General features: G+C 61.3%; 21 protein-coding genes. 1 reads left to right on the top strand and 20 read right to left on the bottom strand.

Features of this window, described 5'->3' with window-relative positions; genetic code table 11:
- Positions 1-66: 66 nt before the first annotated feature.
- The 8 genes from DXC67_RS02550 to rpsP are packed head-to-tail and all read right to left on the bottom strand — an operon-like array spanning position 67 to position 6,538.
- A complete protein-coding gene (locus tag DXC67_RS02550; RefSeq protein WP_117637236.1) occupies positions 67-942 on the bottom strand; it encodes a pyruvate, water dikinase regulatory protein in 876 nt (291 codons plus the stop codon).
- 34 nt (positions 943-976) lie between these two features.
- Positions 977-3,073 carry a glycine--tRNA ligase subunit beta gene (gene glyS / locus DXC67_RS02545; protein ID WP_117637235.1) on the bottom strand — a complete coding sequence of 699 codons (2,097 nt, stop codon included), beginning with the start codon at positions 3,071-3,073 and terminating at the stop codon, positions 977-979.
- A gap of 3 nt (positions 3,074-3,076) precedes the next feature.
- Positions 3,077-3,988, bottom strand: coding sequence for a glycine--tRNA ligase subunit alpha (locus DXC67_RS02540; RefSeq protein ID WP_006236091.1), 912 nt, complete (start codon positions 3,986-3,988; stop codon positions 3,077-3,079).
- A gap of 59 nt (positions 3,989-4,047) precedes the next feature.
- Complete coding sequence (lepB, locus tag DXC67_RS02535; protein ID WP_089573451.1) at positions 4,048-4,611, bottom strand: signal peptidase I; 564 nt, start codon at positions 4,609-4,611, stop codon at positions 4,048-4,050.
- Positions 4,612-4,613: 2 nt separating this feature from the next.
- Positions 4,614-5,372: a tRNA (guanosine(37)-N1)-methyltransferase TrmD gene (gene trmD / locus DXC67_RS02530; RefSeq protein WP_089573450.1), complete on the bottom strand. Its 759-nt coding sequence runs from the start codon at positions 5,370-5,372 to the stop codon at positions 4,614-4,616.
- A 10-nt stretch (positions 5,373-5,382) separates the two neighbouring features.
- Complete coding sequence (gene rimM / locus DXC67_RS02525; RefSeq protein WP_233503142.1) at positions 5,383-5,874, bottom strand: ribosome maturation factor RimM; 492 nt, start codon at positions 5,872-5,874, stop codon at positions 5,383-5,385.
- A gap of 34 nt (positions 5,875-5,908) precedes the next feature.
- Positions 5,909-6,154, bottom strand: coding sequence for a KH domain-containing protein (locus tag DXC67_RS02520; RefSeq protein WP_171021534.1), 246 nt, complete (start codon positions 6,152-6,154; stop codon positions 5,909-5,911).
- 42 nt (positions 6,155-6,196) lie between these two features.
- A complete protein-coding gene (gene rpsP / locus DXC67_RS02515; RefSeq protein WP_022094749.1) occupies positions 6,197-6,538 on the bottom strand; it encodes a 30S ribosomal protein S16 in 342 nt (113 codons plus the stop codon).
- Positions 6,539-6,739: 201 nt separating this feature from the next.
- On the opposite strand from rpsP, the gene dinB reads away from it, so the two are divergent.
- Positions 6,740-7,993, top strand: coding sequence for a DNA polymerase IV (gene dinB / locus DXC67_RS02510; RefSeq protein ID WP_117637234.1), 1,254 nt, complete (start codon positions 6,740-6,742; stop codon positions 7,991-7,993).
- 98 nt (positions 7,994-8,091) lie between these two features.
- On the opposite strand, the gene rsfS is transcribed toward dinB, so the two are convergent.
- The 12 genes from rsfS to DXC67_RS02450 form a co-directional block, all read right to left on the bottom strand.
- On the bottom strand, positions 8,092-8,547 hold the full coding sequence (gene rsfS, locus DXC67_RS02505) for a ribosome silencing factor (protein WP_117637233.1): 456 nt from the start codon (positions 8,545-8,547) through the stop codon (positions 8,092-8,094).
- 28 nt (positions 8,548-8,575) lie between these two features.
- The gene (gene yqeK, locus DXC67_RS02500; protein WP_199410567.1) at positions 8,576-9,109 is read right to left on the bottom strand and encodes a bis(5'-nucleosyl)-tetraphosphatase (symmetrical) YqeK; all 534 of its coding nucleotides are present in this window, start codon (positions 9,107-9,109) and stop codon (positions 8,576-8,578) included.
- Between the two features lie 86 nt (positions 9,110-9,195).
- Positions 9,196-9,873 (bottom strand): nicotinate-nucleotide adenylyltransferase, encoded by a 678-nt coding sequence (gene nadD / locus DXC67_RS02495; protein ID WP_117637231.1) that lies wholly within the window; start codon positions 9,871-9,873, stop codon positions 9,196-9,198.
- 3 nt (positions 9,874-9,876) lie between these two features.
- Positions 9,877-11,343: a GTPase ObgE gene (gene obgE / locus DXC67_RS02490; RefSeq protein ID WP_199410562.1), complete on the bottom strand. Its 1,467-nt coding sequence runs from the start codon at positions 11,341-11,343 to the stop codon at positions 9,877-9,879.
- Positions 11,344-11,427: 84 nt separating this feature from the next.
- On the bottom strand, positions 11,428-11,685 hold the full coding sequence (rpmA, locus tag DXC67_RS02485) for a 50S ribosomal protein L27 (RefSeq protein ID WP_006236075.1): 258 nt from the start codon (positions 11,683-11,685) through the stop codon (positions 11,428-11,430).
- A gap of 33 nt (positions 11,686-11,718) precedes the next feature.
- A complete protein-coding gene (rplU, locus tag DXC67_RS02480) occupies positions 11,719-12,093 on the bottom strand; it encodes a 50S ribosomal protein L21 (RefSeq protein WP_035138585.1) in 375 nt (124 codons plus the stop codon).
- A 67-nt stretch (positions 12,094-12,160) separates the two neighbouring features.
- On the bottom strand, positions 12,161-12,973 hold the full coding sequence (locus tag DXC67_RS02475; protein WP_099431827.1) for a TIGR03936 family radical SAM-associated protein: 813 nt from the start codon (positions 12,971-12,973) through the stop codon (positions 12,161-12,163).
- Positions 12,970-14,847: a TIGR03960 family B12-binding radical SAM protein gene (locus tag DXC67_RS02470; RefSeq protein ID WP_117637229.1), complete on the bottom strand. Its 1,878-nt coding sequence runs from the start codon at positions 14,845-14,847 to the stop codon at positions 12,970-12,972. Before DXC67_RS02470 ends, DXC67_RS02475 begins: the two co-directional genes overlap by 4 nt.
- 10 nt (positions 14,848-14,857) lie before the next feature.
- A complete protein-coding gene (locus DXC67_RS02465) occupies positions 14,858-15,787 on the bottom strand; it encodes a YcjF family protein (RefSeq protein ID WP_117637228.1) in 930 nt (309 codons plus the stop codon).
- A gap of 18 nt (positions 15,788-15,805) precedes the next feature.
- Entirely contained in the window at positions 15,806-17,032 is a 1,227-nt protein-coding gene (locus DXC67_RS02460) for an FtsW/RodA/SpoVE family cell cycle protein (protein WP_055249988.1), read from the bottom strand.
- 9 nt (positions 17,033-17,041) lie between these two features.
- Complete coding sequence (gene mrdA, locus DXC67_RS02455) at positions 17,042-19,111, bottom strand: penicillin-binding protein 2 (protein WP_117637227.1); 2,070 nt, start codon at positions 19,109-19,111, stop codon at positions 17,042-17,044.
- A 13-nt stretch (positions 19,112-19,124) separates the two neighbouring features.
- On the bottom strand, positions 19,125-19,691 hold the full coding sequence (locus DXC67_RS02450; protein WP_117583249.1) for a hypothetical protein: 567 nt from the start codon (positions 19,689-19,691) through the stop codon (positions 19,125-19,127).
- Positions 19,692-19,696: the final 5 nt, after the last annotated feature.

Below are 19,696 nucleotides of genomic sequence, written 5' to 3'. Positions count from 1 at the left end.
TTAAAAAATCATTGAGTACCTAATGATTTTTTAATCCCCGTCCCAGAAAAATCGTCACAGAAAGGACTACTGCTGTTGAGCGCGGCGGGCGGCACGGCGGGCTCTTGCCTCTTGAATCTCTTCGAGATGAGCAATGATCTCGGCAGCGCTTTCCTCGATGGCTTTGCCGTCGGTACGCACTACAAAGCAGCCCAGGCGTTTCATGAGCGCGCGGGCTTCCGCAAGCTCACTACGCACGCTCTCGGGCTCGGCATAGGAGCCTGCGACGGCGCGGGCGTAGTCGTCGCCCAAGCGGCTATCGCGAATCTCGGAAATCACATCGACGGTCGAAATCAAGCCGAACAGGCGCATCGGGTCAACCTCGTAAATCGACTTGGGCGGCTCCATGCCATGCGCCAGTGGGACATTGGCGACCTTGTAGCCCTGATAGGCTAAATACATCGACAGCGGCGTCTTGGATGTACGCGACACACCCAGCAGCACGATATCGGCACCCGACAGATCGTCGCAACCACGACCGTCATCGTGCTCAACGAAATACTCCATGGCCTCGATACGATGGAAATAGCGGTCATCGGTCTTGTGAATCACGCCCGCAACGCACTTGGGCGGCACACCGATGAGCGACGACAGCACGGCAAGCGTCGGGCCGATCAGGTCGACCGAACGGATATGCAGCATACCCAGGTAATCGAGCACGCGGGCGCGAAGCGCCGGATCGACAATGGTATGGAACACGGCGACATCGCGATGGTCGGCATCGACGCGCGGCCCCACAAATGACTTGACCTGCTCCACGGAGGTCACCTTGGGCAGGCGCAAGAGACGAAAAGCCCCTTCATCAAATTGCCCGGACGCCGCGAGCACCACCTCACAAGCGGTATCGCCGAGCGAGTCGGAGATAACGATAACGGTGGGACGAGCGGTGACCGGGCAATCCATGCGGGGCTCCTTTTGCGCTTATGCGCAGGCTGGCTTACTTTTTGCGGGCAAGCTCACCGATGTTGGCAATGCCGGAGAAAACGGCCTCGAAGCGGTTGAGCAGCTTAAGGCGATTATCGCGAAGCTGCTCGTCCTTGTCCATGACCATGACCTCATCGAAGAAACGGTCGATGGGCGCGCGCAGGGCGGCGAGGGCGGCAAATGCGGCCGGGTAGTCCTCGGCAGCAAGGGCGACATCGACGGCGGTCTGAGCAGCCTCGGAGGCGTCGGCGAGCGCAAGCTCGACCTCGCCCATCAGGCTGCGGTCATACTCCGCACCCAGCTCGGGCTTCGAGATATGCGCGGCGCGGGCATAGGCGGTCGCCAGGTTGTCGAACGTCTCAGCGTCGTTCTTGCGGGCCTCGTCGAGGGCGGCGCAGCGGGCAAAGAAGACGGACGGGGCGATGATGTGCACCGCGGAGACGGCGGCGACGGTATCGGCCGGAATCTTTTCGTCGCGGGCCATGCTCACCAGGCGGCCATGGAAGAAGTCACGAACCTGCTGGGCGACCTCGGCGGCGTCGAACTCAATGCCCTGCTCACTGTAGAGTTCGAGGGCAAAGTCGATGAGCGACGTGGGGTCGATCGGCAGACGGTCGCGCAGGATGTTGATAATGCCGATAGCGGCACGACGCAGCGCGTAGGGGTCGGAGGAGCCGGTCGGGGGCTCGCCGATGGCAAAGATACCGGCGATGGTATCGAGCTTGTCGGCGCAGGCCACGATGCAGCCAGCGGTGCCCTCGGGCAGCTCGTCACCGGCAAAACGGGGACGATAGTGATCGCGAATAGCATGGGCGACCTCGTCGTTCTCCCCCATCGCGGTCGCGTAATAACCGCCCATCACGCCCTGCTGGCTCGTGAACTCGACGACGGCGTTGGACACCAGGTCTGCCTTGCACAGGTGTGCGGCGCGAGCAGCGTCGGCGGCAAGATGGGCGCCCAGGTGAGCCTCGCGGGCGATAGCGAGCGCGAGCTGCTCGATGCGCTCGGACTTGGCGAGCACGCTACCGAGCTTCTCCTGGAAGGCAACCTTGGACAGAAGCTCACGGAACTCGTCGAGGGAGATCTTCAGGTCCTCCTCGTAGAAGAACTTGGCGTCGTCCAGACGGGCGCGCACGACGCGCTCGTTACCGTCGATCACGCGCTCGGCGTTCTCGGGCTTGCTGTTGGAGACGACCACGAACTCACGCGTCAGCTTGCCCTCCCCGTCATAGATCGGGAAGTAGCGCTGGTTGGTGAGCATGGACTCGCAGATAATCTCGTGCGGGACCTTGAGGAACTCCTCGTCGAAAGTACCGACGAGCACTGTCGGCCACTCGCAGAGGTTAATGACCTCCTCAAAGACCTTCTTGGGCGTATCGACATGGCAGCCGGGGCGAGCGGCCTCGACCTCGGAGATACCGGCAAGGATGGCCTCGCGACGGCGCTCGGCAGAAAGCACGCCGGCGTCCTCGAGTACCTGCTCGTAGGCGGCGGGGCTGGCGACAACGTGGTCACCGGGGCCGAGCACGCGATGGCCGCGCGTGGTGTTGCCGCTCGTCACGTCGGCAAACGACACGGGCACAACATCCTCGCCCAGAAGGCAGCAAATCCAGCGGACCGGACGCACGAACGTCGCGTGCTCGTGGCCCCAGCGCTGGGAGCGGTAGTTGGGCCACTGCAGGCCGGCAATGGTCTTCTCGCACAGGGCCGTCAGGATCGGGGTGGCCGGGGCGGAAGGAATGTTCTTCTCGGCAAAGACGTACTCACGGCCGTCGGTGTCCTCGCGACGGACCAGATCCTCGGCAGCCACACCGCACTTGCGGGCGAAGCCCTGGGCGGCCTTGGTGGCGTTACCGTCAGCGTCGAAGGCGATGTTGGCCGCGGGGCCGCGCTTGACCTCGTGAACCTCATCGGTCGCGGTGGCGACGTTGGACACGAGCGCAGCCAGGCGACGCGGGCTCGAGATCACGCGGACCTCGCCGTGGGCCAGACCGGCCTCATCGAGGCCCTTGGCGATCATGGTGCCAAGCTGCTTGACGGCATTATTCAGCGGTGCAGAGGGCATTTCCTCCGTACCGATCTCAAACAGGAAATCCTTAGCGTCTGCCATGGCTTACGCCACCTCGCCTTCCTGGTCGGCATTCTCGTTGACTCCGGCGACCTCGGCCATGTAGGCCTCGCAGCACGCCTTGGCGACGGCGCGAACGCGCAGGATGTAGTTGGCACGCTCGACCGCGGACAGGGCGCCGCGGGCATCGAGCAGGTTGAAGGCATGGCTGCACTTCATGACGCAGTCGTACGCCGGCAGCGGCAGTTTGCGCTCCAGGCAGGAGTGGCACTCGGCCTCGTAGTCGTCAAACTTCTGACGCATCATCTCGACGTTGGCGACCTCAAAGTTGTAAGCGCTGAACTCGCGCTCGTTCTCGAGGAACACGTCGCCGTAGGTCATGGGCGTGCCATCGGGCAGGTAGCTCCACACCAGATCGTAGACCGAGTTGACGCCCTGGGCGTACATGGCGATACGCTCCAGGCCATAGGTAATCTCGACGGGCACGGGGTCGACCTCGATACCGCCCACCTGCTGGAAGTACGTAAACTGCGTGACCTCCATGCCGTTGAGCCAGACCTCCCAGCCAAGGCCCCAGGCGCCCAGGGTCGGGCTCTCCCAGTCGTCCTCGACAAAGCGGACGTCATGGTCGTTGGGGTCCAGGCCAATGGCGGCCAGCGAACCCAGGTAGAGCTCCTGGGCGTTGACCGGCGACGGCTTGATGAGCACCTGGAACTGATAGTAGTGCTGCATGCGGTTAGGGTTCTCGCCGTAGCGGCCGTCGGCGGGACGGCGGCAAGGCTGCGCATAGCAGGTGCGCCACTCGGCGGGACCGAGCGAGCGCAGCGTGGTCGCGGTATGGAAGGTACCGGCACCGACCTCGGAGTCATAGGGCTGCATAATGACGCAGCCCTGCTCGCCCCAGTACTGCTGGAGGCGCAGGATGATGTCTTGGAAGGAAAGCGATGAAGCGTTCATGCCTCTAATATCCCCTCGTCGAAACGATTACACGGTTAGGTACTGTACTATAGCGGTTTTTAGTCGATAGCGCCGATGCGGTTGAGCGGCCAGTAGCGCACAAGCGCCACAGCGATCAAATCAGAGCGATCGACGGGACCAAAGTAGCGTGAGTCGGCAGAGTTTTCGCGGTTGTCGCCCATCACCCACACGCACCCGTCGGGAACGGTGTAGGGATAACTCACCTGGGCGCCAGGCGCTTGGACCGAAAGCGGCCAGCTCATGCCCGTCGTATAGTCCTCGTCGAGCGCCTGGCCGTCAACGACGACCTTGCCGTCCTGAAGGTCGACCGTCTGGCCGGCCGTGGCGATGACGCGCTTTACCAGCACGTCATGCTCGGATGTGGCATCGGGGTTGTGAAACACCACGATATCGCCCTGTTTGACGGGCTGTCCGAGTTCGAGCGTCACCTTCTGCGCCAGAATCTGATCGCCGATCTCGATCGTGTCCTCCATGGAACCGGTGGGCACTACAAAGGGCTCGACCACAAACGAGCGAATCAAGAAGGTGGCGACCAGTGCGATCGCGATGACCGCGATCCACTCAAAAGCGCCCCTCAACGCGGAATGTTGCGTAGGAACCATACTCACTCCTCGCTCTGCGAATACGAAGCGTCAAGGATCACCTGCGCGTAAGCGCGCTCCTCGGGCGTGAGCCGCGCCGTCTCGATCAAGTCCGGACGCCAGCGGCAGGTGCGCTCGATGGCGTTCTTGCGACGCCAGGCATCGACCTTGGCGTGATCGCCGCTCACAAGCACCGGAGGCACGCCCTCGCCGTTGAACTCGGCGGGACGGGTGTACTGCGCGTACTCGAGCAGGCCTCCGTCCTCGGCGGTCGAGAACGACTCGTCGACGTTGCTCATCTCATCACCAAGGGCGCCGGGGATCAGGCGTACGACGGCATCGGCAACGACCATAGCGGGAAGCTCGCCGCCCGTGAGCACGTAATCGCCGATCGACAGGCGCTCGTCGGCATACGCATAGGCACGCTCGTCGACACCTTCGTAACGGCTGCACACAAACAGCAGGCGCTCGCTTTTGAGCAGGCGCTCGGCCACATGCTGCGTAAAAGGCTCGCCGCACGGGGTGAAGAACACCACCGTCGGCTTGGGGCCCTCCGCGCTAATGGCCTCGATGGCCTCGGCGATAGGCTCGACCTTCATCAGCATGCCCTGCCCGCCGCCGTACGGCTCGTCATCGACGGTACGATGGCGGTCGTGCGTCCAGTCGCGCAGGTTATACGCCTTAAAATCAAAAAGGCCGGCCTTGCGGGCGCGGCCCAAAATCGATGTGGACATGACGGGCTCAAACATCTCGGGAAAGACCGAAAGGGTCTCAATCAGCATGTTGTCCTCCCTACTTGTCCATATCGATCAGGCCGTCCATAACGTGGACGGAAATTGTTCCTGTGTCGGGAAGATCGAGCACAACCTGCTCGATCACGGGAATCAGTACCTCGCCGTACCGATCGCCCTCGACAACCCAAACATCGTTAGCGGGCGTCGACATGATCTCGACGATCGTACCGAGTGAACCGAAGCGCTCGTCGACCACCTCGCGACCCATCAGGTCGGAATAGGCGGCGTCGAGCGAATCGAGCTCAAAGTCGTCACGATTTGCCAGCACATAGCATCCCGTGATGCCCTCGGCGGCCGTTAAGTCGTCAATGCCCTCAAACGAGACCAGATCGCCATCGCCCGTATCGGTGACGGACACGACCGTGCAAAAACGGTCGCGCTTGAGCGCCGGCGGCGTCAGGGCGACGCGCATACCCGGCTCTAATACAGAAGGAAGCCCCCGCAGCGGCTGCGCGAGGACCTCCCCCTTCCTTCCGTGCGGCTTGACCACACGGGCGATGTTTTTGTACTGGGACCTCAAGGTCCTAGCCCAGAACCTCTACCTCGACAGCAGTGTCGAGGCGAGCGGCCAGTGCACGGGCGAGCGTGCGAATGGCCTTGATGGTACGGCCACGACGGCCGATGACCTTAGCGACGTCATCCTCGGCGACAGAAACCTCGATCGTAGAGGCGTCGTCACCATCGATGACCTCAAGGCTCACGGAATCCGGGTCGTCGACGATCTGAACAACGAGATATTCGACGAGATCGGCGATGCGATCTGAGAGCATTGCCTCACCCTCGAGCTGTGCAGCGTCAACCTCAGGCACGATTTACTCCTCGGCGCCCTCAGCGGCCTCAGCGGCAGCCTTAGCGGCCTCGGCCTCTTTGGCGAGCTGCTTCTTGGACTTCTTGACGACGGTCTCGGTCTTCTCGCCCTCGTTGGCGGCCTTGACCAGAGCGGCGACGGCGTCGGTGAGCTGAGCGCCCTTGGACTGCCAGTCGGCGATCTTCTCGAGGTCGAGGTTGATGGTCTTGGGGGCGGTCATCGGGTTGTAGCGGCCAACCTCCTCGATGATACGACCGTCACGCGGGGCGCGGGAATCGGCGACGACGACACGGTAGTACGGACGCTTCTTAGCGCCGTGACGAGCAAGGCGAATCTTGACTGCCAAAGGAAACTCCTCCAACCAAGCAGCTTTAGGCTGCAACTACAAACAAACAGTTGAATATAATACGCCATCGACGCGGGCAGGTGAAGTCCGTGAGACCAACTTCTTCGGTGTAGTCGAGGGCAAATCCATATCTTAGACAAGAATTCGGGATTTGCAAGCACATACACGCACCCCACATGAGCTGCGCGGTATACTCATGACATGGAAAGACGCGAACATACATACGGTTATGAGGATGCCATGGGCGTCACACCGCCTCCCTGGACGGGTTCGGCGGTGGGCCTCATGGACCTCGATGCGTTTTTTGCGAGCGTGGAGATGCTCGATCATCCCGAATGGCGCGGAAAGCCGCTCATCGTGGGCGGAGACGCCGATTCGCGTGGCGTCGTGTCCACGTGTTCGTATGAGGCACGTCGCTTTGGCGTGCGCTCTGCCATGGCCTCGGCTGAGGCGCGGCGCTTGTGCCCGCAAGCCATTTGGACGCACGGGCACTTTGATCGCTACCGCGAGGTGAGCGCGCAGGTCATGGCGATTCTTGCCGAGGAGACGCCGCGCGTTGAGCGCGTATCCATCGACGAAGCCTTTATCGATATCACACCGGGTCGCTTTGCGCCCGAGGACCCACTGCTGGTTGCACGGCGTATAAGCGACCGTGTGGCAGCGCTGGGAGTGACGTGCTCCATTGGCGTGGGCTGCAACAAGACGGTCGCAAAGATCGCAAGCGAGCGGGATAAGCCGTTTGGGCTGACCATCGTGCGCCCCGGAACCGAGCAGCGCTTTTTGGCCGCGCTGCCGGTATCTGCCATGAGCGGCATCGGGCGCTCGGCCGAGGAGCGACTGCGCCGTATGCGCATCTACACGCTCGGCGAGCTGTCACGCGCGCCGGAATCCACCTTGGCCTCTATTTTTGGCGTCAACGGCGAACGTATGCGTCAGCGTGCGCTGGGACTTGAAATCTCCGAAGTCACGAGTCTCGATGAAGAGCGCAAGATCAAGTCGGTCAGCAATGAACGCACCTTTGCGAAAGATTTAACTGAGCGCGGAGACATCGAAGCGGCGATTGCACTGTTGGGCGAGTCAGTTGGACGCCGCCTGCGCCGTCAGGGACTGACGGGCGGCACGGTAACGCTCAAGCTCAAGTATTCGTATGGCAGCGGGCGTACGGCACAGCGCCGGCTGCCTCATCCGACCGACGATGAGAACATCTTTGTGGCGGTTGCGCTCGAACTGCTCGACAACATCTGGCAGGAAGGCATGCATGTGCGTCTGGCGGGTATCGGGATGAGCGACTTTGACCATCAGGGCGGCATCCAGACCGACCTGTTCTGCGAAGTCGACGACCGCGGAGCCCAATCCAGCGACCGACGCGACCTCTCGGTTGCTATCGACGCCGTCCGAGACAAGTTCGGCGACACCGCCCTATCCTTCGGCCGCCAATCCCGCTTCAACGATTAACCGCCTTTGGGCAAAAAGAAAGCCGGGCAGGTACGGAAAACCGCAACTGCCCGGCAAAATGCGCGAGGCCAACTAAAAGCCCTGTATCAAATGAGCCACTAGAGGAGGTCGAGGGGGAGCTGGGGGGCGTCACCCCAGAGCTTTTCTAGACGGTAGAAGTCGCGGGCTTCGGGAGTGAAGACGTGAACGACGACCGAGCCGTAGTCCATGAGCATCCAGGTCTTCTGCTCGCGGCCCTCGATGGAGAACGGATGCTCGCCGCAAGCCGCGGCGACCTTCTCCTCGATCTCGTCGACGATAGAATCGACCTGGCGGTTGTTGGTACCGGTGGCAAGCACAAAGTAGTCGCACACGTCGGAAAGCTCGGTCAGGTTGAGCACCTGCACGTCCTCGCCCTTCTTGTCGTAGGCGGCCTGCGCGGCGGCGCGGGCGACATCCTCGGCGGCGACACCGCTCGCGGACAGCGAGGCGGCGGTGCGGTCGGACGTGGCAACGAAACTCTTGTGCTCCACACCTTCAAGAATCTGCTCGTCAGTCATGGTCTCGTCGGCCATGGAATACCTCTTTCTAGACACACCCGAGCTAGCGCAGCTGGGCGTAATGGTTGTAAATCGTAATAGCCGTGGGATAAAGATAGCGCCCGGACTGGATCACAAAGACCAGACCCTGCGCAAAACAGGAGAAGAACAACTCATCGAGCGAGGACTTCCCCACCATCTTGCGCAGCGCATGGGCATAGTCGCCGTGACGGTTGGGCTCGATGGCATCTGCCACAAAGACCACCATATCGAGCGGCGTCATGTCGCAGGCACCCACGGTGTGACGGTCGACAGCCTGGAAAACGGCCGGTGACAGCTCGGGAAAAAGCTGCGGAAGCTCATAGGCGGCAACAGGGCCATGCAAAAGCGGCGTCGCGGCGGAAGGAGAGCCGGCAACCTTGATGCCATAGTGAAGCGCGCGGGCCACGAGCTCGTCATCGGAAAGAACCTTGTCCCAGTCGTGAATTAAGCCGGCGGCAGCCGCATCAAAGCGGTCAACGCCGTAGACCTCGGCCAGATGAAGTGCGGTCTCGGCAACACCCAGCGAATGCACATAGCGCTTGCGCTTATCTTTCATGCGAACATCGAGCAGCTCTTGAATGCGCTTGAGCAGCGCGCGCTCATCGCCCTCAAACTGATCCTCTACCGACAACGTAGCCCCCATCACTCAAAATCTTCTTGGCCCAAATCGGCATATAGCCTGCGCTTGCGAATGTAGCCGAGCACGGACTCGCTCGTAAGATAGCGCACGCTCATGCCGCGGGCAACTCGCTTACGAATGTTCGTCGAGCTGATCGCCAGCGCCGGAATCTGAATATAGCGCACGTCGAACGGCAGCCCCGACTCTTTGATTCGGGCACGCGCCGTATCGATATCAAAGCCCGGTCGCGTCGCCGCAATAAAGGTAGCAAGCTCAGCGATTCGTTCGGCATCATGCCAGGTCACAATATCGATAATCGCATCGGCGCCCGTAATAAAGTAGAGCTTTACCTGCGGCGGGTAAAAATCGCGAAGGGCATGAAGCGTATCGGCCGTATAGGTTACACCCGGACGGTCAATCTCGAACCGGCTCGCCAAAAAGGCCGGGTTCGCGGCGGTGGCGAGGACCGTCATGGCATAACGGTCCTCGGCAGGCGTAACCGGCTTGTCAAGCTTAAAGGCGGGAGAGCCCGCCGGCATAAAGAGCACAGCGTCCAAGTCGAGCGACTCGCGCGCCTGCTCAGCGGTCACCAGGTGCCCGTAATGGATGGGATCAAAGGTGCCGCCCATAATGCCAAGCCGAAACTCCTTGCCCTCTTTTATGGGCAGCTCGGGCAAACCGATTCCACCGCGCAGCGACATGGCTTACTCGCCCTCCGAGGTCTCGGCATCGTCCGCGGCATCCGCCGCATCGACAACCTCGACGCCCTCATCCGCAGCATCGGCCACGTCAATGGCCTCAACGGCAACGTCCTCGCCAGCGTCCTCGAGCTCCTCGTACTCCGAGAAGTCCTCAGCGCCCTCAAAGTCAAAGGCACGCTGGCAAATGCGGACCTCGTCGCCCGCACGGCAACCGGCCTTCTCGAGCGCGTCGTCAACACCCATACGTGCAAACTTATGCTGCAGGTAAATGACGGCTTCCTCGTTTTCCCAGTCGGTCTGGATGACCATGCGCTCGATGGCACGACCAACCACACGGAAGGCACCGGGCTCCTCCTGGACAATGCGGAACCGCTTCTCGCGCTGCAGACGGCGGCGCTCCCACTCCTCGTCGCGAAGATCGACCGGCTCATCGGAAACCGCCAGCTCGGCGCGAAGCTTAGCCACCTGCTCGCCCACGGCAAGCATCAGCGTATTGAGCCCGGCGCCCGTCACGGCGGACACGGCAAAGAACATATGTCCATCGTCGAGCGCGGCGCGCTTGAGGTCGGCAATCTTGTCGGCCGTGCCCGGCGCATCGCACTTGTTGGCGACAACGATTTGCGGGCGCTCCGAGAGCTCTGCGCCATACTGCTCGAGCTCACGGTTGATGATGCGGTAATCCTCAACCGGGTCGCGATCCTCAAAACCGCCCGTCATGTCGACGACATGCATGATCAGGGCCGTACGCTCAATGTGGCGCAGGAACTGGTGGCCTAGGCCCTTGCCCTCGCTCGCGCCCTCGATCAAACCAGGAACGTCGGCAACGACGTAAGAATACTCACCGGCACGCACCATGCCGAGGTTCGGCACGAGCGTTGTAAACGGATAGTCGGCGATCTTGGGACGGGCGGCACTCATGCGCGCGATAAGCGAGGACTTGCCCACCGAGGGGAAGCCCACGAGTGCGGCATCGGCCATAAGCTTCATCTCAAGCTCAATCCAGTGCTCCTCGGCCGGTTCGCCCAGCTGAGCGAACGCGGGCGCGCGGCGCACCGACGTCACAAAGTGCGTGTTGCCCAGGCCACCGGCACCGCCGGGCGCCACGACAACGCGCTCGCCATCGTGCACCAGGTCAGCAATCTCGAACATCGGGGTCTGCGTCTCGGGGTCGAGCTCGCGCACCACGGTGCCCATGGGAACCTTCAGGATCAGGTCCTCGCCGCTCTTGCCGTTACGACGGGCACCCTGCCCGTGCGTGCCGCGTTCGGCGCGGAAGTGATGCTTAAAGCGGTAATCGATCAGCGAAGACAGCTGAGCATCAGCCTGGATGACGACATTGCCGCCACGACCGCCGTCGCCGCCATCGGGGCCGCCCTTGGGGACAAATGCCTCGCGCCTAAACGACATGCATCCGGCTCCGCCGTCGCCGCCGCACACGTTAATGCGGCTGATATCGGTGAACTGTGACAACAGAATCGCCTCCTACAAAAAGAGGGAGACCCTTGAATCCTAAAACTCAAGTGCCTCCCACATATGTGCTCTATGAAGGGTGAATTACGCGTTCGCGAGCGGGCGTACGCTGACCCTGTGCTTGATACCCTTGTGGAACTCAACGGTACCGTCGACCAGCGCGAACAGCGTATCGTCCTTGCCACGGCCAACGTTCTCACCCGGGTGGATGTGAGTGCCGTGCTGACGGACGAGAATCGTGCCCGTGGTTACCGTCTGGCCGGCATAGCGCTTCGTGCCAAGGCGCTGACCGCGGGAGTCACGGCCATTACGGGAGGAACCGAGTCCTTTTTTGTGTGCCATTGTGTATACCTACTCTTTCGTTACGAGTGTAATCTACTCGGCGACGGGAGCCTCGGCAACAGCCTCGGCCTCTGCCTTGACAGCCTTCTTGGCGCGGGACGTAGCCTGGACCTTCACGATCTTCAGCTTGGTGAGCTGCTGACGGTGACCCTTCAGACGACGATAGCGCTTACGCTTGTGGAACTTGAAGACCAGCTGCTTCTCGCCCTTGAACTGCTCAACGATCTGAGCGGTAACCTTGGCCTTGGCCAGCTTGTCGGGATCGGTGACGATCTTCTTACCATCGTTGAGGAAGATGACCGGCAGGGTGACCTTGTCGCCCTCATTGCCCTCGATCTTCTCGACGGTGATGACATCGTCGGTGGCGACCTTGTACTGCTTGCCGCCCGTGTTAACGATTGCGTACATGTTTACTTGCCCTTCATGCATCAGTTAGTGCAACAGCCGAATATAGTAGCAGGCGAAAATACCCCCGTCAACGAGTATGTGGAGCAAATCCACAAGTTCGCACAGGTATGGGGCTGACGAGTCGGCCCTCGTCGTCCTCGCATGCTTGATTCTGACGCTCGACATCGTAGGAGCAGATGGTCACGAGGTCTTGCATACCGGTGGAAACAATAGGTGCATCCACGCCCGGGGTCAAGCCCTGCAACAAAACATCAGCAGCGGAAAGCAAAATTTCCGGACGCATGGAGCCCTCGTTGTCGGCATGGGTGTCGAGCATGAGCACCAGATGGTCCGGACGCTCCCCAGCCGTGAGCTCATAGCCCACGAGCGTGTGATCCAAATCCAAGCGCTTGCTCTTTTTGCCGCGCGCGTAGTCGATGCCATGGTCGGCGCGCAGCGTGTCGATCGCACGACGCACCTCGTCGGCGCTTACGGGCGCCTCGGGATCCAAGTGCAGGTCGATGCGATACGACAGACGCGTGAGCTGCGCCGTCAACGCCGGCGTGCGCACGTCGATATACGCCGCCTCGATGGGCGCCAGATCGGCCGGTGACGCCGCAGCCAGGCGCCCAAACGCCTCGTCGAGCGCCACGAACTCGGTCATAAACAGGTCATACCACTCGCAGGTCGACGACGTACCCACCGGTAGCGCCGAAGAGAAGCCCACGCGCATGTGCGGAGAGAAGCCCTGCGTGACGGCATAGGGAAGTCCCGCACGGCGCACGATGCGCTCAATGGTATGGATTACTTCGAGATGGCCCAGGTACTTAAGGCGATCGCGCTTGCCATAGCGAACACGAAGCCTAAAGAGCGTGGGGTTGTCGGTCAGGCGCTCACTCATGCGCGATCACCCATCAATACATTCTTGACGTGGAGCGTGGGGCAGATTCCGCAGCCGGTGCACGACGTGCGGGTGCAGTCGGGAGTCGTGACACCCTCGAGCGAGCGACGGTACTCGCGCTCGAGGAAGCCACGCGTGCAGCCGGGGCTCACATGCTCCCACGGCAGGCGCCAGTCCAACTCGTAGGGCAGGTGCACGAGCTCATTGAGGTCGATGCCGTTTTTGGCAGCAGCCTCCTTCCAGTTATCGAGCGAGAAATGCTCTACCCAGGCGTCAAAGCGAGAGCCCGAGCGCCAAGCGTCGATGATGACGGGCGTCATGTCACGACCGGCGCGGGACAGCGCGGCCTCGATGAGCGAGGTCTCGGCATCGTGGTAATGAACGCGGACGGCACGGTTGCGAACGCTCGTGATGAGCAGCTTCTGGCGACGCTTGACGTCGTCGTAGTCGAGCTGCGGGCACCACTGGAACGGCGTGGCAGCCTTGGGGATAAAGACCGAAACCGAGATCGACACCGAGATCGAGCCGCGACGAGCCTTGGGCACCACGGAACGACCGAGCTCCAGCACGTGATCGGCCAGATTGGCGATGGCCACGATGTCCTCGTCGCGCTCGCCGGGAAGGCCCATCATAAAGTAGAGCTTCATGCGGTTCCAGCCGGCCTCGAAGGCCGCCTTGGCCGCACGGTCCAGGTCCTCCTCGGTCACGTTCTTGTTAATGATGTCGCGCATGCGCTGGCTGCCGGCCTCGGGCGCGAACGTCAGGCCGCCCTTCTTTTCGCCGGCGACCGACTCGGCCATATCCACGCCAAACGAATCCAAGCGCTGCGACGGAATAGACACGCGAATACCCGTATCTTCCAGGCGACGGTTGAGCCTGTCAAGCACGTCACGAATGCAGGAGTGGTCGGTCGTGGAGAGCGAGGTCAGCGACACCTCGTCATAGCCGGTCTTTTCCAGACCCTGAATCACCGACGAGACGATCTGGTCGGCCGAACGCTCACGCACCGGGCGATACGTCATGCCGGCCTGGCAAAAACGACAGCCGCGAGCGCAGCCGCGCAGAATCTCGATAGACAGGCGGTCGTGAACCAGCTGCGCATAGGGCACGCACGACTGCGACAGCGGATTCGTGGCGCCGAAATCCTCGACGACGCGTTTGTAGACCACGGTCGGCGCATCCTTGCCCTCGCGCGGCACGGTGTAGCCGTGCGGCGAGCAGGGCTCGTCGTGACGAACCTCATAGAGCGACGGCACGTAGTTGCCGGCAATGGATGCAAGCTGCTCAACAATCTGCGCGCGCGGGACTCCTTCGTCGCGCAGGCGGCGATGCAGCTGGCAGGTCTCGAGCAGCGATTCCTCGCCCTCGCCGATGAGGATGGCATCGAAGAAGGCCGCGTACGGCTCGGGGTTGTACACCGAGGGGCCGCCGGCGATGATGATGGGGTCGTCTTCACCTCGGTCGGCCGCTAACAGCGGAATGCCAGCGAGATCGAGTGCCTCAAGGAAGTTCGTCACCGCCATCTCGTGCGGCACATGCAGGCCGACGATATCAAACGAAGCGACCGGCGCTGCACCCTCGAGCGAGAGCAGCGGAATGCCTGCCTCGCGCATAGCGTCACCCATATCGGGCCACGGCACATAGCCACGCTCGCAGGAGATGCCCTCGGCCTGGTTAAGGATGTTGTAGAGGATGGCGATACCCTGGTTGGGCAGACCAACCTCGTACACATCCGGGTAGATCAGGCAGCAACGGTAGTCGGCATCGGCCTTGGAAAGCGTGCCCCACTCGTGATCGATATAGCGACTCGGCTTTTCGACCTTGGCGAGCAGCGGCTCAATTAAATGAAAACAGTCTTGATACGGAACGCGCAACGGAAAACCCCTAAGCAGCGAGATCGGACGCGTCTTGGTAGGACGCCATAGGACGGGTAGCGCCCGCGACCGTGGTCACCAGATCGCGAACGCGGGAGAACGTGGCAGTGACCACCTCGTTGGCACGGCTGTAGTCGACATCGCGCTCGTAGAGCGAAACGAGCGCACGGCCCATGCCATAGGTGCCCGCGGCAGCAGTGAGCGCCTTGACGGCAAACCCAATATGCGGCGTCTGCTTGACGAGCGCGCGGGTGACCGCGCGGATCACAAGACCGCCGACAAGCACGCCCGCGACCTCGTAGCCGCGCTCAGGCTTAATGCCGCGTCCAAAGACGGCAGCGAGCTCAAAGAGCATGCCCACCTGCGCCAGCGCCATAACGGGATAATCGGCGCCCGGCAAAAACACCAGCGCACCGGTCGCCATATTAGTGAGCGCGCACGAGGTGATGATACGATTGGCCGCCGCGATGCGCATGAAGGCAAAGTTCGCCGCAAAAGCCGTTTCCTTTTCGGTGCGATCGAGAATCCAGCGGGCAAGCGTCTCGAGCAGATACGTCTTATCGGTTGCCGCTACCACGCCGAGCATGGGCGTGGACTCCTCGATAAACGGCACCTCCACAGCTGACTCGGCAAGCACGCACACGGGCGCGCCGGCGATCACGAGCTCCTGCACGGCACTCTCCAAGCGGTCGGAACCGCACGAGAGCACCAGTACCACATCGGTATCGGTCTTTGGAGCAATTCGCTCCTCCCCCAGACGCTCGACGCGCACAATGCCCGAGGTCGTCTGCGGCACAAAGGCGTCACGCACCGTCTCGGCCAGAAAGCGCGAGGCGGACGAATCCAAATAGACCGAGACGCGCACCGGCGTATCGGAATCCTTCTTAACGGACGCGCCCATCTTAAAAGCGCGGGTCAGCTTATCTACGGGAATTTTCATAGCAAACCCCTCCAGCGGTTACGCGGCGCCCGAACGATGCCGCCATATGGATTGTACGATACCCACCGTCAGCAGCTGAATCATCATCGAAGACGAACCGAAGCTAATAAACGGTAGCGGAATACCGGTAATCGGCATCATGCCGATGCACATGCCGATGTTTTCGAAGGTCTGGAACGCCCACATGCCAACGATGCCCACACACGATAGGCGCAAGAACAGCGACTCACACTTAAAGGCGACGCGAATCGTCGAAAAGATCAGCAGCACGTAGAGGCACAGGAGCAAAAAGGAACCGCAAAAGCCAAAGGTCTCGGACAGGAAGGCGAAGACGAAGTCGGTGTGGAACTCGGGCAGAAAGCCGCCGGCCGACTGCGTCGCATGGCCCAAACCCTTACCAAAGAAGCCGCCCGAGCCAACGGCGATAAGCGACTGCTGCAGGTTGTAGGCATCGTCCGAATCGGCATTATCGGGGTCGATAAAGACCGTCAGACGGTTCATCTGATACTGCTTGATGAGCACATCGTGGCCGAGCAACGAATCAAAGACCGAATCGAGCGCCAGGACGAGGGCCACCAGGCCCACGAGCAGGGCCAGGGTCGACAGCACCCATTCGCGGCGTGCACCGCTCATGCAGATGACGATGGCGCCCGAGACCAGCACGACCAGGCCCGAGCCCAGGTCGCCCATGGCGACGACGGCCAAAAACGGAATGGACAGCATGCCGCAGAGCTTGACGTAGTCGCGAACGGTATCGATGCGGCCGTTATACTGCGAGCCAAGCGTGGCGATAAAGAAGATGGTGATGAGCTTGGCAAGCTCAACCGGCTGGAATGTCAAGCCGATACCGGGAATCTTGATCCAGCCCGTCATGCCCAGACCGCCCGTATAGGACAGGCCCGGAATCTTGGGCGAGAAGATCACAATAAGGTCAATGACGAGCAGCGCCGTCGAGAAGTTAGAGATGCCGCGCAGATCGGTACGCCAGACGAGCACCGCAAGCACCGCGCCAATGCCAATGCCCAGCAGGTGGCGCGAGAATGAGGCGTCGGCCTTAAACTGTGACGCCGACCAAATAATGATGGCGCCATAGGCAACGAGCGCGACGGTAGCCAGCAGCACACCGATATGCACCTTTTGGCGAAACGTACCGCGCGAGGCCGAAAGTTGCTTGTTGACGCGGTCCAGGCTGCTGCGAGAGCCGGTCTTGGTTGAACGGAACAGATCCGCCGGAGAAAAATCCATCGCAACCTCCTATCGAACCGAAGAATCGCCCGAGGCCGAAGAGGTATCGGGCTCGTCATAAATCACGCCGAGCACGTCGCGCACGACATGCATCGCGGTATCCGAGCCACCGCCGCCCTGCTCCAGGACAGTAGCGATGACATACTTGGGATCATCGGCCGGCGCATAGGCGCAGAACCACGCGTATTCGTCCTCGCCGCTTTTCTCGCCCGTGCCCGACTTGCCGTATACCTGCGGCGTCAGGGTGCCAAAGTGAGCCGCCAGGGACGTCGATGCCGTGTAAATCACGTCGTGCATGCCGTTGCGAACAAGAGCCAAATCCGAATCGCTGTTGATCTTGGCCTCCAGGCGCTTCTTCTTGCCTTTGCCGTTGTACTTATAGGCATCGCCGTCGCCATCGCGCGACACGGCAGACAAAAACACGTGAGGCACGTACTGCTTACCGCCGTTGGCAAGGCCCATGTAGGCGCATGCCATCTGCAGAGGCGTCACCAAAATGTCGCCCTGGCCGATGGCAATGTTGGTCATATCGCCGGCATTCCACTTGCGGTCCTCGGCAGAGGCGTCGGTAAAGTACGACTCTTTCCACTCGGCATCGGGAATACGGCCCGCGCCCTCACTCGGCAAATCGATACCGCAGGTCTTGCCTAGGCCCCAGCGACGAAAGACCTCCTGCAGGCCCTCGGAATGTTGCTCGTCATAAAAGAACGCCTTGCCCATATCGTAGAAGACGGGGTCGCACGAGTTGGCAATACCCGACTGCAGCGTCATGGTGCCGTGTCCAGACGTCAGCCAGCAGCGCTTGCCCCAAGCCTTGCCCAAGCCCGTCCAATAGCCCGTGCAGTTGGTTGTCTGCGTTGAAGTGTAGGTTCCAAACTCAAGACCGGCCAGTGCCGAGAGCGGCTTGATGGTCGAGGCCGACATGTACTGTCCGCTAATGGCGCGGTTGAGCAGCGGGTGCGAACCCTCGTCATCGTTGAGCTCAGTCCACACATCGTTGGAGATGCCGCCGATAAACACCGACGGATCGAACTTGGGCTCGCTCGCCATGCCCAGAATCTCACCATTGTTGGGATCGAGGCACACCACGGCGCCGTTGCCGGCGTTACTGTGGCCCGTGGTCTTGGCAAGCTCGATAGCACTCGACAGCGCCGTCTCACAGGCCTGTTGGATTTTAAGGTCGAGCGTGAGTTTAATGTCGGAGCCGGCCTTCGCGGGCACGGCGCCAGCCTGACCGGTCACATTGCCCGAGGCATCGACCTTGACGGTCTGCTCGCCACGAATACCCTGCAGCAGGTTTTCGTAGTAGCTCTCAACGCCCGCTTGGCCCACGATATCGCCCGACTGGTACGTAATCTTGCCAGCAGAAGCATCATCATCGCCAGAGGTTTTCTTATTCTGATCCTCGAGCTGCTCGGAGGTAATGGTGCCGGTATAGCCCAAGATATGGCATGCCGTCTCGCCATATGGATACTGGCGCTCGGTACGCTCGGCAATCTTGACACCCGGGAACTCGCCGGCGTGCTCCTGAATATAGGCGACCGTGGAGCGACGGACGTCCGTCGCGATGGTATGCAGGCTCTGGGCGCCCTCGGAATTGTCCTGGATATTGCGCAGAACCGCCACGTAGGGCATACCGAGCACGTTGGCAAGATGGCGAACCAGAACCTCATCCTCGGCAAGATCGCGGTAGGCCACGACAGCAAGTGAGGGACGGTTCTGGACAAGCGCCACGCCATTGCGATCGAGGATGCGGCCGCGCACAGCGGGTGTGGTAACGGTGCGAGTCTGATTGCTATTAGCCTGCTTCTCGTAATAGTCCGACGAGACCATCTGCATGCCCCACAGCTTGACGGCAAGCGCCGCAAACATCGCGCCCACACCCGCGGTGAGGATGGAAAAACGGCCCTTAAAGGCGGTCGCCGCGGTATTGCCCTCGCCCTCGGTGGCGCGCGGGGCCGTTCCATGCTGCGTATCGTAGGTAAAACGGGAATCGCCCCGACGCATGATGACCAGCGCGACCACGATGGCCACGACCAGCACGATACCGGCGATAATAACCGTCATCTGGGAAGACATCTACGGGCCTCCCCTATTTGAGCTTGCGGGTCTTGGGCTTAAAGCGCATACCCGTCTGGCGTCCGCCACGTGCGGAGAATCCATAGCCGGACTGCGGCACGACGCCGGACATCAAAAATGGAATGGCAACCAGACCCGTCAGGATCGAAGACGGCAGCGCATGACCGAAGATCGCCACGACAAAGCTCGTCTCCAAACCCATAAACAGCAAGATGATGCTGTAGATCACATTAATGACGAACGCGAAGGCGCCCACCGTGATGCCGCGCGCACTCGGGGCACCGCCCGTCTGACCGGCAGCGCTATGCACCAGGGCAAAAGAACCCACGGTCAGCAGGAGCGACATAACGCCCACCGGCACGGCAGCGGAAAGGTCATAGAACAAGCCGCTGCAAAAACCGCACACGACGGCACGGGTCGGGTCGCCCGAGAACACGCTTAGGCACACCAGGATAATCATAAAGTTGACGCGACCGCCCGCAATGGAGATCTGCGGTGCCAGGCCTGCCTGCAGCAGCACGCACACAATGGCGGCGATTACAAACGTGCGGGAGCTCATCCCCTGCTCGTGTAGGTCCATGGACA

Source organism: Collinsella sp. TF07-1 (assembly GCF_003437235.1).
Taxonomy (GTDB): Bacteria; Actinomycetota; Coriobacteriia; order Coriobacteriales; family Coriobacteriaceae; genus Collinsella.
This window is presented reverse-complemented; position numbering and strand designations above follow the sequence as displayed.

Coding starts and splice junctions, on each gene's coding strand:
- trmD (WP_089573450.1), bottom strand. CDS start 5,372: ATGCTGATTGAGACCCTTTCGGTCTTTCCCGAGATGTTTGAGCCCGTC.
- nadD (WP_117637231.1), bottom strand. CDS start 9,873: ATGTCGCTGCGCGGTGGAATCGGTTTGCCCGAGCTGCCCATAAAAGAG.
- DXC67_RS02550 (WP_117637236.1), bottom strand. CDS start 942: ATGGATTGCCCGGTCACCGCTCGTCCCACCGTTATCGTTATCTCCGAC.
- DXC67_RS02520 (WP_171021534.1), bottom strand. CDS start 6,154: ATGCTCTCAGATCGCATCGCCGATCTCGTCGAATATCTCGTTGTTCAG.
- mrdA (WP_117637227.1), bottom strand. CDS start 19,111: ATGTCTTCCCAGATGACGGTTATTATCGCCGGTATCGTGCTGGTCGTG.
- DXC67_RS02460 (WP_055249988.1), bottom strand. CDS start 17,032: ATGGATTTTTCTCCGGCGGATCTGTTCCGTTCAACCAAGACCGGCTCT.
- dinB (WP_117637234.1), top strand. CDS start 6,740: ATGGAAAGACGCGAACATACATACGGTTATGAGGATGCCATGGGCGTC.
- DXC67_RS02465 (WP_117637228.1), bottom strand. CDS start 15,787: ATGAAAATTCCCGTAGATAAGCTGACCCGCGCTTTTAAGATGGGCGCG.
- lepB (WP_089573451.1), bottom strand. CDS start 4,611: ATGGTTCCTACGCAACATTCCGCGTTGAGGGGCGCTTTTGAGTGGATC.
- rplU (WP_035138585.1), bottom strand. CDS start 12,093: ATGTACGCAATCGTTAACACGGGCGGCAAGCAGTACAAGGTCGCCACC.
- glyS (WP_117637235.1), bottom strand. CDS start 3,073: ATGGCAGACGCTAAGGATTTCCTGTTTGAGATCGGTACGGAGGAAATG.
- rsfS (WP_117637233.1), bottom strand. CDS start 8,547: ATGGCCGACGAGACCATGACTGACGAGCAGATTCTTGAAGGTGTGGAG.
- yqeK (WP_199410567.1), bottom strand. CDS start 9,109: ATGAAAGATAAGCGCAAGCGCTATGTGCATTCGCTGGGTGTTGCCGAG.
- DXC67_RS02540 (WP_006236091.1), bottom strand. CDS start 3,988: ATGAACGCTTCATCGCTTTCCTTCCAAGACATCATCCTGCGCCTCCAG.
- rpmA (WP_006236075.1), bottom strand. CDS start 11,685: ATGGCACACAAAAAAGGACTCGGTTCCTCCCGTAATGGCCGTGACTCC.
- DXC67_RS02450 (WP_117583249.1), bottom strand. CDS start 19,691: ATGGACCTACACGAGCAGGGGATGAGCTCCCGCACGTTTGTAATCGCC.
- DXC67_RS02475 (WP_099431827.1), bottom strand. CDS start 12,973: ATGAGTGAGCGCCTGACCGACAACCCCACGCTCTTTAGGCTTCGTGTT.